The sequence below is a fragment of the Hyphomicrobium sp. ghe19 genome (genome assembly GCF_902712875.1).
Taxonomy (GTDB): domain Bacteria; phylum Pseudomonadota; class Alphaproteobacteria; order Rhizobiales; family Hyphomicrobiaceae; genus Hyphomicrobium_B.
On record NZ_LR743509.1, the window covers coordinates 4,216,759 to 4,229,714 of the forward strand.

Annotated in this window: 13 protein-coding genes; 8 read left to right on the forward strand and 5 right to left on the reverse strand. The window is 59.4% G+C overall.

Annotated features, from left to right (window positions below):
* Positions 1-68 precede the first annotated feature (68 nt).
* Positions 69-1,382, reverse strand: coding sequence for a tRNA uridine-5-carboxymethylaminomethyl(34) synthesis GTPase MnmE (mnmE, locus tag AACL53_RS19970; RefSeq protein WP_339086344.1), 1,314 nt, complete (start codon positions 1,380-1,382; stop codon positions 69-71).
* 72 nt (positions 1,383-1,454) lie between these two features.
* On the opposite strand from mnmE, the gene AACL53_RS19975 reads away from it, so the two are divergent.
* From AACL53_RS19975 to AACL53_RS19985, 3 genes are all read left to right on the forward strand, one after another.
* Entirely contained in the window at positions 1,455-3,497 is a 2,043-nt protein-coding gene (locus AACL53_RS19975) for a thioredoxin domain-containing protein (RefSeq protein WP_339086345.1), read from the forward strand.
* Between the two features lie 91 nt (positions 3,498-3,588).
* Complete coding sequence (locus tag AACL53_RS19980) at positions 3,589-4,557, forward strand: sterol desaturase family protein (protein WP_339086346.1); 969 nt, start codon at positions 3,589-3,591, stop codon at positions 4,555-4,557.
* A gap of 238 nt (positions 4,558-4,795) precedes the next feature.
* Positions 4,796-5,125: a YciI family protein gene (locus AACL53_RS19985; RefSeq protein WP_339086347.1), complete on the forward strand. Its 330-nt coding sequence runs from the start codon at positions 4,796-4,798 to the stop codon at positions 5,123-5,125.
* A gap of 42 nt (positions 5,126-5,167) precedes the next feature.
* On the opposite strand, the gene rho is transcribed toward AACL53_RS19985, so the two are convergent.
* The 3 genes from rho to hemE form a co-directional block, all read right to left on the reverse strand.
* Positions 5,168-6,433, reverse strand: a complete 1,266-nt coding sequence (gene rho, locus AACL53_RS19990) for a transcription termination factor Rho (RefSeq protein ID WP_092868747.1) — start codon at positions 6,431-6,433, stop codon at positions 5,168-5,170.
* Between the two features lie 202 nt (positions 6,434-6,635).
* On the reverse strand, positions 6,636-7,178 hold the full coding sequence (hemJ, locus tag AACL53_RS19995; RefSeq protein WP_339086350.1) for a protoporphyrinogen oxidase HemJ: 543 nt from the start codon (positions 7,176-7,178) through the stop codon (positions 6,636-6,638).
* Between the two features lie 3 nt (positions 7,179-7,181).
* The gene (gene hemE / locus AACL53_RS20000) at positions 7,182-8,237 is read right to left on the reverse strand and encodes a uroporphyrinogen decarboxylase (protein ID WP_339086352.1); all 1,056 of its coding nucleotides are present in this window, start codon (positions 8,235-8,237) and stop codon (positions 7,182-7,184) included.
* A 451-nt stretch (positions 8,238-8,688) separates the two neighbouring features.
* On the opposite strand from hemE, the gene AACL53_RS20005 reads away from it, so the two are divergent.
* The 5 genes from AACL53_RS20005 to dnaQ all read left to right on the forward strand — a co-directional run bounded on the left by AACL53_RS20005 (position 8,689) and on the right by dnaQ (position 12,378).
* The gene (locus tag AACL53_RS20005) at positions 8,689-9,540 is read left to right on the forward strand and encodes a pyruvate, water dikinase regulatory protein (protein WP_339086353.1); all 852 of its coding nucleotides are present in this window, start codon (positions 8,689-8,691) and stop codon (positions 9,538-9,540) included.
* The gene (locus AACL53_RS20010; protein ID WP_339086354.1) at positions 9,533-10,144 is read left to right on the forward strand and encodes a Maf family protein; all 612 of its coding nucleotides are present in this window, start codon (positions 9,533-9,535) and stop codon (positions 10,142-10,144) included. The genes AACL53_RS20005 and AACL53_RS20010 overlap by 8 nt, the downstream gene beginning before the upstream one ends.
* Positions 10,141-10,971, forward strand: coding sequence for a shikimate dehydrogenase (locus tag AACL53_RS20015; RefSeq protein WP_339086356.1), 831 nt, complete (start codon positions 10,141-10,143; stop codon positions 10,969-10,971). Before AACL53_RS20010 ends, AACL53_RS20015 begins: the two co-directional genes overlap by 4 nt.
* The gene (coaE, locus tag AACL53_RS20020) at positions 10,971-11,585 is read left to right on the forward strand and encodes a dephospho-CoA kinase (RefSeq protein WP_339086357.1); all 615 of its coding nucleotides are present in this window, start codon (positions 10,971-10,973) and stop codon (positions 11,583-11,585) included. Before AACL53_RS20015 ends, coaE begins: the two co-directional genes overlap by 1 nt.
* 76 nt (positions 11,586-11,661) lie before the next feature.
* Complete coding sequence (gene dnaQ, locus AACL53_RS20025; RefSeq protein ID WP_339086359.1) at positions 11,662-12,378, forward strand: DNA polymerase III subunit epsilon; 717 nt, start codon at positions 11,662-11,664, stop codon at positions 12,376-12,378.
* 50 nt (positions 12,379-12,428) lie between these two features.
* Here dnaQ and secB read toward each other — a convergent pair whose 3' ends face one another.
* Positions 12,429-12,935, reverse strand: a complete 507-nt coding sequence (secB, locus tag AACL53_RS20030) for a protein-export chaperone SecB (RefSeq protein WP_339086360.1) — start codon at positions 12,933-12,935, stop codon at positions 12,429-12,431.
* Between the last annotated feature and the right edge of the window lie 21 nt (positions 12,936-12,956).

Consider the following 12,956-nt stretch of genomic DNA (forward strand, 5'->3'; position numbering starts at 1 on the left):
TGCCCACAGGAGTCTGAAAAATGGGGGCTTGCGAATCCGGGAATCATTTCACGTGAAACCTTTTGGACTCACTTGCCGATGCAGAATCGACTGAAAATTTGGTCAAGGACGTCTTCGACGTCGACCCGGCCGGTGATCCGGCCCAGCGCGTGAGCGGCGCGGCGCACATCTTCTGCCCGGAGCTCGATGGCTTCGTCCGGGCCATTAAGGAAGGCGCCGATATCCTTTAGGGCATTTTCCAGGGCTTCGCGGTGCCGGGCTCGCGTCAACGCCGGTTCGGTGCCTGAGCCGACAGCGGCATGAGCGCGGCGGGCGATCTCGGCGATGAGCTGGTCGATCCCGGCACCGGTTTTGGCCGAAATCGCTAAGCCCTTGAATTGGGAATCGAATTCAAGATCTTGTTTGGAACGGATTTCAAGACTTGTTTCACGTGAAAAACTAAGTGGCGGAATCGATTCAGAATTTTCCGTTAACCACAGCACCAGGTCGGCGTCGCGAGCGGCGGCGAGGCTGCGCCGGATGCCCTCGCGTTCGATTTCACTCGCGGCTTCGCGGATGCCGGCGGTGTCGGAAACGATGACCGGGAGGCCAGCGAGATCCAGCCGAACCTCGATGACGTCGCGGGTCGTACCGGCTTCGGCGGACACGATTGCGGCCTCGCGGCGGGCGAGGGCATTCAGCAGACTCGACTTGCCCGCATTCGGCGGCCCCAGCAGCGCGACACGAAAGCCGTCGCGGAGGATCTCGCCGCGATGGCCGTCGTCGAGATGCGCGGAGACTTCCTTTTGCAGCGATACAGCGCGTTTTCTTGCTTCCGCGAACGACGACGCCGAGACATCGCCTTCGTCGGAGAAATCGATTGCCGCTTCGGTCAGCGCTGCAATCTCGATCAATCGGGTTCGCCAGCTTTCGTAGATCTTCGAGAGAGCGCCCGCAGTTTGTGCCAGGGCCTGCCGACGTTGGGCGTCGGTTTCTGCGTCAATCAGATCGGCCAGGCCCTCGACCTCAGCGAGATCGAGCTTGCCGTTTTCGAAGGCGCGACGGGCAAATTCGCCGGGCTCCGCCAACCGGCATCCGGCTATTTTACCCAGCGCCGACAGGATCGCGGCGATGACGGCGCGACTTCCGTGGATCTGGAACTCGGCGATGTCCTCGCCTGTTTCGGTCGAAGGCGCCTTGAACCAAATGACGACGGCTCTATCGAGCGCTTCTCCGGTCGATGGATGCTTGATGGTGCGGTAAGCAGCGAAGCGCGGCTTCGGCAATGGTCCCGACATCATTTCGAGAGCCTGCTGGGCTGCCGGACCCGATACGCGGATCACGGCGACGCCGGCGCGTCCCGGTGCGCTCGAGAGCGCGAAGATAGTTGAAGCCTCATTCATTTGGTTCGCGTACTCGTAGACGCCGTCGGGTGCAACTCGATCACGAAAACCCTCCTAACGCCACTGAGTCCAATGAGCGAAAACCGGCTGAAGTACGAGACGAGCCCCTATCTCCTGCAGCACAAAGACAATCCCGTGCATTGGTGGGCGTGGGGTCCCGAAGCGCTTGCCGAAGCAAAGCGGACGGGGAAACCCATTCTGCTCTCCGTCGGGTACGCCGCATGCCACTGGTGCCACGTGATGGCTCACGAAAGTTTTGAGGATGCAGCGACGGCGGAGGTGATGAACAGCCTCTTCATCAACATCAAGGTCGATCGCGAGGAGCGTCCCGACATCGATGCGATCTACATGGGCGCGCTGCATCGGCTCGGCGAGCAGGGCGGATGGCCGCTGACGATGTTCCTCGACAGCGAGGCAAAACCCTTCTGGGGCGGCACGTACTTTCCACGTGAATCACGCTACGGGCGTCCGGCGTTCGTGACCGTTCTTCTCCGCATCGCGGAGGCCTATCAGAACCAGCCCGACAATGTGCGCAAGAACACCGAGGCGCTTCTCGCATCGCTGAAGGACGATGCTGTTACGGACGCTCGCGGGAATGTGCCTGGTCCTGACGTTCGCGATCTTGTTCAGCGCATCGCGCGTGCGGTCGACCGCGAGCACGGCGGCCTTTCGGGGGCGCCGAAGTTTCCGCAATGGAACATCTTCTGGCTCCTGTGGCGCGGGGCCATCCGGTTCGAAGAGAAAACTGCGAAAGACGCTGTCGTTACGACGCTTCGCAATATTTGCCAGGGCGGCATCTACGATCATCTTGGCGGAGGCTTCGCGCGCTATTCCGTCGATGAGCTTTGGCTCGTCCCGCACTTCGAAAAGATGCTCTACGACAACGCACTGCTGATCGATCTCATGACGGAGGTTTGGCGCGAGACGCAGGAGCCTCTCTTCAAAATCCGTATCGCCGAAACCGTCGCGTGGTTGATGAATGAGATGATCGGAGAAGCCGGCGGGTTCGCAGCGTCTCTCGATGCCGACAGCGAAGGCGAAGAAGGCAAGTTCTACGTCTGGAGCGCGGCGGAAATCGCGGAGGTTCTCGGCACTGAGGATGCGGAATTCTTCGACCGCGTTTACGGCGTGACGCCCAACGGCAACTTCGAAGGGCACACAATTCTCAATCGTCTCGACTCGCTGGCTTTGCTTTCGGATGATGAGGAAGCGCGTCTGGCGGCGATGCGTGCAAAGCTTCTTTCGCGTCGCGCGTTGCGCATTCGTCCGGGATGGGACGACAAGATCCTCGCTGACTGGAACGGGTTGATGATCGCCGCGCTGTCGCGCGCTGCGGTCGTCTTCGAAAATCTGGAATGGCTGTCGCTCGCCGAGCGCGCGTTCACGTGTGTCACGACGAAGCTCTCAGCGGGTGGAGATCGTCTTTTCCATTCGTATCGCGATGGTCTCGCGAAGGCTCCGGCGACTGCATCGGATTATGCGAATATGACTTGGGCCGCGCTTCGTTTGTTTGGCGCGACGCAATCGGAAACCTATCTCGCCCAGGCGCAGCGCTGGGCCGAGGTTCTCGATCAGCATTATTGGGATGGCGAGGGCGGCGGCTATTTCACGGCGGCCGACGATACGACCGATGTCGTCGTTCGCCTCAAGACGGCCTCGGACGATGCGGTTCCGAGCGCCAACGCGATCCAGCTTTCCAATTTGATCGTGCTCAACGCCCTGACCGGCGAGAGCCGGTACGACGACCGGGCGCGGGAACTCGAACGTGCCTTTGCGGGCTCGGCGGCTCGGACGCCGACTGGGCACTGCGGTCTTATCGCCGCGGAACTGGATTTGGATCGTCTGGTTCAGGTTGCAGTCCTTGGCGACAGCGATGATCGCCTTGCGACGGTTTTGCGCCAAATATCGTTACCCGGTGACGTCGAGTTCATCGCTGCAACGGCAACGTCGTTAAGCAGTCAATCAGCTCTTGGCGGTAAGTCCAGCATTGGAGGCAGATCAACGGCTTATGTGTGCACCGGTCCGACATGCAGCGCGCCTTTGCATGCGCCTGAGGAATTCCTCGAGCGCCTCAGAGCGTCGCGGGGCGAAACGAGTGATGAAACTTTTCGATGACTCTTTACCGCGTTGAAACGTCCCAGAGTTCAAACGCTTGGCTGAACCAGCCTCAGAGCGATATAGAGGCTAGGTGGAAAGGCTGCGCTGCATGAAGCTTCTTCGCGAAATCGTTCGATACGGATATGCCCCCTTCATGATGTTCGGGCTGACCGCGGCCGCCTATTGGGTGGTGAGCGAGCTCGTCGTCGCGCGGGGCAACAGCTGGGCATATCTCTGGCTCGTTCCGCTGCTCGCAGTCGCCTATGCAACTTCATTTGCAGCCGAGAAGATCGCCCCGTTTTTCGATGAGTGGAACGATCACTCCGAACACGGCGACATGGCCGCCAACACTGCGCACATCGCGGCTTATGAATTGTCAGCGATGAATGGCGTCTTCCTGATCCCGGTCATCTGCTGGCTTTTCCCGTTCCAGGGTATCTGGCCGACGCATTGGCCGATGTGGACGCAGGTCCTGATCGCGTTCCTCGTCGCCGACTTCGCGTTCATGATGATGCACTACTTGAGCCACCGTTATGCGCCGCTCTGGAGGCTGCACGCGGTCCATCACGGTGTCGGCCGACTGTACGGCTACAACGGCGTCATCCGCCATCCAATCCATCAAGTCATCGATATGGTCGTCGGCAACATGCCGCTCGTGATCATCGGCATGCCCGTTCCCGTCGCAGTGGTGCTGGGCTTCCTGATCTCGGTGACGCTGATCGTGCAGCATTCGAATGTCGATGCGCGTCTCGGTCCGCTGCAGAAACATCTGTCGATTGGCCGCCTGCATCACATGCACCACGTGAACTGGGGCACGGAAGGCGACTGCAATTTCGGCCTGCTTCTGACAATCTGGGATCGGATGCTCGGCACGTTCAGCGACAAGCCGAAGCGCGAGATCACGTCCAAGGATATGGGCGTCGACGAGCTACCGAATTTTCCGAAGAGCTACGTCGAGCAGCTGCTGCTGCCGTTCTACTACGAGCCCGGCAAGGGCGAACCGGAGCGCTATAAGAAGCTCGCCGCCAAGACGCCGGCGCAGGAAGCGCGCGACCAGATCTTTCACGCGGCGGAGTAAGTTTCATTCAATCTGAAGAGAAATGTCATCCTCGGGCTTGTCCCGAGGATCCATTCGGCTGTGCGCTCGGTGCCTGATGGATCCTCGGCATAAAGCCGAGGATGACAGCCCTGACGCCGGTAATCGACCAATAAAAGGGCCGCTCTCGGAAGCGGCCTTTTTCACGTGAATCATTTTGTAGGATCGACATCGCTCCAATCGTCTTCCGTCGAAGGCCGATATGCGGAGGATAGGAGCTATGAAGTACATGATGTTCGTCGCGACGGACGCCGAGCCGGATGCCTCGGCGGAGAAGCCCGGCGAAATTGAGCGATGGCTGGAAGAAACGGCGGACCGGCGAATTACCGGGGAACGGCTGCGGCCAGCGCGAGATGCCAAGACCGTGCGCGTGCGCGGCGGGAAGGTTATCATCACCGACGGGCCGTTCACGGAAACAAAGGAAGTGATTGTCGGGTTCGACATTCTCGAATGCGATAGCATCGAGGGTGCCATCGCCATCGCCGCGAAACATCCGATGGCGCGCGCCGGGCGGCTGGAACTCAGGCCGTTCTGGCCGTTCGAAGAATAGAGTTAGATATGAAAAAGGCGGCCAGGTCAGGCCGCCTTTTGATTACGTATTCATCGACTGGAAGAACTCGCCGTTGGTCTTGGTGGACCGGAGTTTGTCGATCAGGAACTCGATGCCGTCCATTGTACCCATCGGGTTCAGAATGCGGCGGAGGACGTAGACCTTCTTGAGCTGATCTTTCGGCACGAGCAGGTCTTCTTTGCGTGTGCCCGAGCGCGATACGTCGATCGCCGGGAAGACGCGCTTGTCGGAGACCTTGCGGTCCAGAATGATTTCCGAGTTGCCGGTACCTTTGAACTCTTCGAAAATGACTTCGTCCATGCGCGAGCCGGTATCGATCAGCGCGGTCGCGATGATGGTCAGCGAGCCGCCTTCTTCGATATTGCGTGCCGCACCGAAGAAGCGCTTCGGCCGTTGCAGCGCGTTCGAGTCGACGCCGCCGGTCAGAACCTTGCCGGAAGACGGTACAACCGTGTTGTAGGCACGACCTAGGCGCGTGATCGAGTCGAGCAGGATAACCACGTCTCGCTTATGCTCAACAAGACGTTTAGCCTTCTCGATGACCATTTCGGACACTTGGACGTGGCGTGACGGCGGCTCGTCGAACGTCGAGGAGATGACCTCGCCTTTGACGTTGCGCTGCATGTCGGTGACTTCTTCCGGCCGCTCGTCGATGAGCAGAACGATCAGGTAGCATTCCGGATGGTTGGCCGTGATCGAATGCGCGATGTTCTGAAGAAGAACGGTCTTGCCGGTGCGGGGCGGCGCCACGATCAGGGCGCGCTGGCCTTTGCCGAGCGGGGAGACGATGTCGATCACGCGGGACGACAGGTCTTTGATGGTCGGGTCTTCGATCTCGAGCTTCAGCCACTGCGTGGGATAGAGCGGCGTCAGGTTGTCGAAGTGGCTCTTATGTTTGGTCTTCTCGGGGTCTTCGAAGTTGATGTTCGAGACCTTGAGGAGGGCGAAGTAACGTTCGCCATCCTTGGGCGATCGGATCTGGCCTTCGACGGTATCGCCGGTGCGGAGGGCAAAACGGCGGATCTGCGAGGGTGAGACGTAAATGTCGTCGGGACCGGGCAGATAGTTCGCGTCGGGCGATCTTAAAAAGCCGAAGCCATCCTGCAGAACTTCTACAACCCCGGTCGCGGTAATTTCGGTTTCCTGGGTCGCGAGCTGCTTCAGCGTCGCGAACATCAATTCCTGCTTACGCAGGGTCGAGGCGTTCTCGACACCGGCCTCTTCGGCAAAGGTGACGAGCTCGGCGGGGGATTTCCGCTTCAAATCCTCGAGCTTCATTTGCTTCATTGAAAAAGAACTCCACGGAGCGCCGCATTAAAGCGGAATCGGGTGGTGAGGTGGGATGAATGAGCCTGGCATGACGGCGACGAGGCGGGCGCCTCGTCATGAACCGGCGGGCGTTGACGCATCAAAACGTCGAAACGTGCCGTCTGCCAAAATCCTATGAGGACTGATTTTTCATAGCAGATCGGCGCGGATTAGGAAAGTCTCAAAATGGCTTTACAATTACAAGGATGACAATGCCGATCATCAGCACCGCCGGGACTTCATTGATAATCCGCCAGTGACGCGCGGGTTTCGTGTTGCGATCTTCACGAAAGGCGCGAGCCGAAGCCGAAAGATAGCCATGCAACCCGGAAAGCAGGAGGACCAGCGTAATTTTGGCGTGCAACCAAGGCGCCGACCAGAAGTGGCCCGCGGTCGCGAGCCATAGGCCGAGCACCCAGGCGATGATCATCGCCGGCGTTGCAATGATACTGAGAAGCCGGCCTTCCATCACCTTGAAGTTTTCGGACTGAGCGGAGCCGACCGGCGCCTCGGCATGATAGACGAAAAGCCGCGGGAGATAGAGCATGGCCGCCATCCACGCGATGATCGCGATGACGTGGAAGGATTTGATCCAGAGATAGGCATCTGCAGGGAAGATGAGGACGAAAGCCGCGGCCAGAAGAATTGTCACCACCAGCGCAATCGCGGCGCGGCGCGCTGGGGAGCCTGCTTGAGGCGAGACGGTTGAGGGAGCGTCTGACATGCTTCAGTTTCCCTTTTCGCGGACCCGTTGAACAAGCCGGGCGACGTTCTCGGGCGGCGTCTGGGGTACGATGCCGTGTCCGAGGTTGAACACGAAGGGCAGGCCAGCCATCGCCTCGCAGATCGCGTCAGTACGAGTATCGAGCGCATCGCCACCGCTGACCAGCAGTAGAGGATCCAGATTACCCTGGACGACTTTGCCTGTTTTCGCGATCGCCTGCATGACGCTCAGCGGACAGGCCGTATCGCAGCTCACGCCATCGACATTGGTGCCGTCGATGTATTTTTGAAGGCTTGCTGCGGCTCCCCGCGGAAACCCTATGATCGGGACATTCGGGTGACGACGCCGGATTTCGGTGACTATGCGCGCCGTTGGTCTGATGACCCAGCGCTCGAATTCATCGTCGGCGAGACTACCAGCCCAGCTGTCGAAAATCTGCAGAGCGTTGGCGCCGGCATCCACTTGGTTGGAAAGATACACAATCGAGGCTTCGGTCAGCAGATCGATGAGTTCGGAAAAGCCCTGCCGGTCGCGATAAGCCCAGCTTCGCGCTGCGGCCTGGTCGGTCGATCCGCGTCCTTCGGCCATGTATGTCGCAACGGTCCAAGGTGCCCCACAAAATCCAATCAAAGCCGTCTCGCGCGGCAGCTCTCGGGCGAGCAGCGCGACGGTCTCGCAAACTTTTGCGAACTTGTAGTGGGTGTTCGATAGGGTGAGTCGGCGCAGATCATCAACCGACTTTATCGGCTCGAGGCGGGGACCCTCGCCTTCGGCAAAACGAACGCTTTGGCCGAGGGCGTCGGGCACGACCAGGATGTCGGAAAACAAAATCGCAGCGTCGAAGCCGTAGCGCCGGATCGGCTGCAGCGTCACTTCGGCGGCGAGTTTCGGCGAATAGCACAGGTCGAGAAAGGTTCCGGCTTCCGACCGGACCTTGCGATATTCCGGCAGATAGCGGCCGGCTTGGCGCATGAGCCAGACGGGAGGCGGCTCGACGGCCCTGCCCGAAAACGGGGTCAGGAAACGCTTCAGGGGCTGGTTTGCCTTCAGGTCGTGCAAGGTCGTTCTTCCCTTCACTTCAAATCAGATAAGTTTTCTTGAAGCTTATTTTTTAGACTCTTAGGGCAGCGAGGATCGGGGATGATGGAATCGTCCACATGCTGTCCACAAGGTTTCAGTCAGTCAGATCGTGTAGCACGAGCGATAGGGCTTGTGGGGTGCTCAGCGCAATAGGAGGATAAAGCGTCTATTAATCAATATCTTGCGAACGCCCTGCAACGACAACCCAGAAGGGCTGTTTGTTGAAAACTGCTGGACTAGGGCTGGAGAGCCCCGTTGTCCCTTGGGATAGTCGTTCGTCGAACAACATCTTTCCCTTTTGCCCGGATGTGAGTATCGCGGTGGGTGAGCCTATGGTTGTTCTCTCAACCCGAAACGAGCCCACCGGGTCCGGGGATAACGTCGGGGTTTTGAACAGGCTGCCGCCCGTCAGTCGCAAGAGATCGATGTCATGACGCTGCCGAGCCTGTTTCATATGCACCTCGTTTCCGATGCGACCGGTGAAACGCTGGCGGCGATCGCGAAAGCGGCGATCGTGCAGTATCAGAATATTCGGGCGATCGAACACGTACACCCGTTGGTGCGCACTCAGCGGCAATTGAAGCGGGTGCTTGCCGACATCGAAGCCGAGCCCGGCATCGTGCTTTATACCGTCGTCAACCAGGCGCTTGCCGCCGACCTCGAACAGCATTGTCAGCGGCTCAAGATTCCGTGTCTGGCGGTCTTGCGTCCGATCATGCAGGTGTTCGAGAGCTATCTCGGCGCGCCACAAACGCCGACGGTCGCGGGACAGCACGTTCTCGATGCCGATTATTTCCGGCGCATCGATGCAATGAATTTCACGATGGCGCACGACGATGGCCGGTTGCCGGACAATCTCAGTGATGCGGACATCATATTGCTCGGCATTTCGCGGACGTCGAAAACGCCGACTAGTCTCTATCTCGCGCAGCGCGGCTACAAGACGACGAACCTGCCGCTTGTTCCGCAGGTGTCGCTGCCGGAGCAACTGTTCCGGCAGCACTCGGCATTTGTGGTGTGTTTGATTGCAAATGTGGATCGAATTGCAGACGTGCGTCGCAATCGCGCGATCCTCATGGCCGACCGGGATCTCGAAACTTATGTCGATCGTGATACGATATCGGCTGAAATCGCCTATACGCGGAAGATCGCCGCTCAGTACGGCTGGCCGATCATCGACGTGACGCGACGGTCCATCGAAGAATCTGCAACGATGATCCTGAAGCTCTTGAACGACCGGAAGGCCGGATCAAAACCGGAGATGGACCCGGTCAATGTCTGACGTCACCCATTTGATACTCGCGTCAGCCAGCGTTGCGCGCCGGGCGTTGCTCGAAGCGGCGGGTCTCGAATTCGAGGTCATTCCCGCGGAGATCGACGAGACGGCCATTCGAGATGCCATTCTCGAAAAGACATCCGGCGCGGAAGCGGCGGATGTTGCGAGCGTGCTTGCGGCGGAAAAGGCCCGCGTCGTTTCGAGCGAACATCGCGATGCTCTCGTTATCGGCGCCGATCAGGTGCTGGCGCTGGGCCCTAAGATTTTTTCGAAAGCCGGGAGCGTCAGTGAGGCGCGCGAACATCTCGTCATGCTGCGCGGGCGCACGCACGATCTCGTTTCCGCCGTTGCGCTGGCTCGAAACGGGGTCGTTCACTGGCAAACGACATCGACGGCCGCGATGACCATGCGGAATTATTCCGACGAATTTCTCGGCGCCTATCTCAAGCGCGCGGGGGATCGCGTTCTCGGCAGTGTTGGCTGCTACGAATTGGAAGGTCTGGGCGTGCAACTCTTCGAACAAATCGAGGGCGATTATTTCACGATCCTCGGCATTCCGCTGCTGGCGCTTCTCGCGCGTCTTCGCGAAGAACAGATGATCACAGCATGAAGCGGGCCTGTGTCATCGGGTGGCCGATCGCGCACTCGCGCTCGCCGCTCATTCATCAGTATTGGCTGCGGACGTACGGGATCGAGGGCACCTATACAAAAGAGCCGGTTCGAGCCGAGGAGCTGCCGCAGTTTCTTGCGTCCTTGAAGGATCGCGGATTTGCGGGCTGCAATGTAACGGTGCCGCATAAGGAAGCTGCGTTTGCGGCTGCCAAGATTCAATCTCCTTCAGCCATTGCGGTCGGCGCCGCGAACACGCTCTGGTTCGAGGGCGATGCGCTGGCCTGCACCAATACCGACACCTACGGTTTCATGGCCAATCTCGATCAGTCTGCGCCGCATTGGAAGCAGTCGCCGGGCCCCATCATGATCCTCGGCGCGGGTGGATCAGCGCGGGCGGTGATCCACGGACTCCTGGAAGCCGGCCGCGACGACATTCGCGTTTACAACCGGACAGTCGAGCGGGCGCAGGAGATAGCGCGTCACTTCGGCGCGCGTGTTTCCGCTTGGCCTTGGGACGTCCGAAATGATCATATCACGGAGGTTTCCGTCATCGTTAACACGACGACGCTTGGCATGAACGGCGCGGGGGATACGGGCATCGATTTTTCTCGGGCACCCAGCGATGCGGTTGTCGCGGATCTCGTTTACGTCCCGTTGGAGACCGGATTGTTAAGCTCCGCTCGCAAATCTGGGCTCGTTGGCGTGGACGGGCTCGGGATGTTGCTACACCAGGCCGTTCCCGGGTTCGAGAAGTGGTTCGGTGTTCGCCCGGAAGTGACGCCCGACCTTTATCGGCTTGTTGCAGAAAATATTCGTGAGGCGTGATGCTTGTCGTTGGATTGACGGGTTCGATTGGCATGGGCAAATCGACCGCGGCGGCACGGTTCCGTGCGCGCGGAATAAGCGTTTTCGATGCGGACGCCGAGGTGCACCGGCTTTACGCGGGTCCGTTGAACGACGAGATCGAGCGGGCTTTTCCAGGATCGGTCGCCGGCGGCGTTGTCGATCGCGGCAAGCTCGCAGCGCAGCTCGTGGCTGACTCTCATCGCTTCAAAGATCTCGAAGCAATCGTGCATCCTCGCGTTCGCGAGGCGGAGCGTCGGTTCCTGCAAGACGAGAAGTCACACGGCGCAGCGATGGCGGTTCTTGAAATTCCGCTCTTCTTCGAGGGTGGGCGCGACGAGCATGTCGATGCCATCGTCGTCGTTACGGCGTCGCCCGAGCTGCAGCGCGAGCGTGTGCTGGCGCGTGCGGGCATGACGGACGCCAGGTTCGAGGCCGTGGTTGCGCGGCAGCTTCCCGAAGACGAAAAGCGATCGCGCGCCGATTTCGTTGTGGACACCAACGGATCGGTCGAAAGCTGCAACAGCCAAATCGATCGCATCATCACTAAGCTACTCCCCCTTAGCGCCACGGCTTACGATAAGTATTGGCGATAATTCTCGGCGCCTGATGGCGCCGAGTATTGACGATAGTTTCGGCGCCTGATGGCGCCTCCGGGGGGAAACGGACTGTATGCGCGAAATCGTACTCGATACCGAAACGACCGGCCTCGATCCGAAGAAGGGTCATCGCCTTATCGAGATCGGCGGCATCGAAATGGTCAATCGCATTCCGACGGGGAAAGAGTTTCACAAGTTCATCAACCCGCAGCGCGACGTTCCCCGGGAAGCGCAAGAGATCCACGGGATCGCGACGGAATTCCTTTACGACAAGCCGTTGTTCCGGGATGTCGTGCGCGAGTTCCTGACGTTCGTCGGTGACGATGTTCTCGTCATTCACAACGCCCAGTTCGACATCATGTTTTTGAACTACGAGCTCGGACTCGTCGGCGAGAAGGCTTTGAGCTTCGATCGGGTGGTCGATACGCTCGCGATTGCGCGGCGACGGCATCCTGCGGGCCCGAATACGCTCGATGCGCTTTGCAAAAGGTATTCGATCGACAATTCCCAGCGCACGAAGCACGGCGCTCTCGTCGACAGTCTGCTTTTGGCTGAGGTCTACGTCGAGCTGCTCGGCGAGCGTCAAGCGACGTTCGGTCTGCAGTCGGCGAGCGCTAACGCGTCGGGCAATCAGCGCAGTGGGGCACGGGGTATGGCCGCAGCGGTTCGTCCGCAGCCATTACCATCGCGGATCGGGCAAGCGGAAGCCGATGCTCACCGTACGTTCGTCGAGAAAATGAAAACATCGGCGCTCTGGCTGCGTTTCTGGGGTGAAACGCCAGTCGCCTAGGCTCTGCGGGGAAGCCTGAGATTGATCTCAGGCTCAAATCGCATTCGGGTTCAGGCGTTGGCCCGGCCTGATCCCTGGCTTCGTTGCTGCTGGCGGCTAACATAGAGTGCGCCGAAATCGATCGGATCGAGAAGCAGCGGCGGGAATCCGCCTTCGCGCGTTACGTCGGCGACCAGGCGGCGGAGGAACGGGAAGATCATCGCGGGGCCGGAGATCAGAAGAAACGGTTCTAGCGCGCCTTCCGGCATGCTTTCGATATTCAACAGGCCCGCGTAGACCGTCTCCAGCACGTAGATCGTGCCGATGTTGTTCGATGCGGTGGCTTTGAACTCGATCGATGTCTCGTAGAGTTCTTCGTTGATCTTGTGAGCGCCAACGTTGACCTCGACCTTGACGCTCGGCTGGTCGCCGGCCGACGCAATCAGCTTGTGAACGTTCGGATTTTCGAACGACAGATCTTTGATGTATTGATTGACGATCTTGGCCCGGATGGGATTTTGGCCGTCGGGTTTTTGCGCGGCGGCAGCGCCGTTGCCATTCGTTCCCTGTTCGGCCATCGTGCCCTCTTCAATTCATCT

Coding starts and splice junctions, on each gene's coding strand:
- AACL53_RS20005 (WP_339086353.1), top strand. CDS start 8,689: ATGACGCTGCCGAGCCTGTTTCATATGCACCTCGTTTCCGATGCGACC.
- hemJ (WP_339086350.1), bottom strand. CDS start 7,178: ATGTCAGACGCTCCCTCAACCGTCTCGCCTCAAGCAGGCTCCCCAGCG.
- dnaQ (WP_339086359.1), top strand. CDS start 11,662: ATGCGCGAAATCGTACTCGATACCGAAACGACCGGCCTCGATCCGAAG.
- AACL53_RS19985 (WP_339086347.1), top strand. CDS start 4,796: ATGAAGTACATGATGTTCGTCGCGACGGACGCCGAGCCGGATGCCTCG.
- AACL53_RS20015 (WP_339086356.1), top strand. CDS start 10,141: ATGAAGCGGGCCTGTGTCATCGGGTGGCCGATCGCGCACTCGCGCTCG.
- mnmE (WP_339086344.1), bottom strand. CDS start 1,382: ATGAATGAGGCTTCAACTATCTTCGCGCTCTCGAGCGCACCGGGACGC.
- rho (WP_092868747.1), bottom strand. CDS start 6,433: ATGAAGCAAATGAAGCTCGAGGATTTGAAGCGGAAATCCCCCGCCGAG.
- AACL53_RS20010 (WP_339086354.1), top strand. CDS start 9,533: ATGTCTGACGTCACCCATTTGATACTCGCGTCAGCCAGCGTTGCGCGC.
- coaE (WP_339086357.1), top strand. CDS start 10,971: ATGCTTGTCGTTGGATTGACGGGTTCGATTGGCATGGGCAAATCGACC.
- AACL53_RS19980 (WP_339086346.1), top strand. CDS start 3,589: ATGAAGCTTCTTCGCGAAATCGTTCGATACGGATATGCCCCCTTCATG.
- AACL53_RS19975 (WP_339086345.1), top strand. CDS start 1,455: ATGAGCGAAAACCGGCTGAAGTACGAGACGAGCCCCTATCTCCTGCAG.
- secB (WP_339086360.1), bottom strand. CDS start 12,935: ATGGCCGAACAGGGAACGAATGGCAACGGCGCTGCCGCCGCGCAAAAA.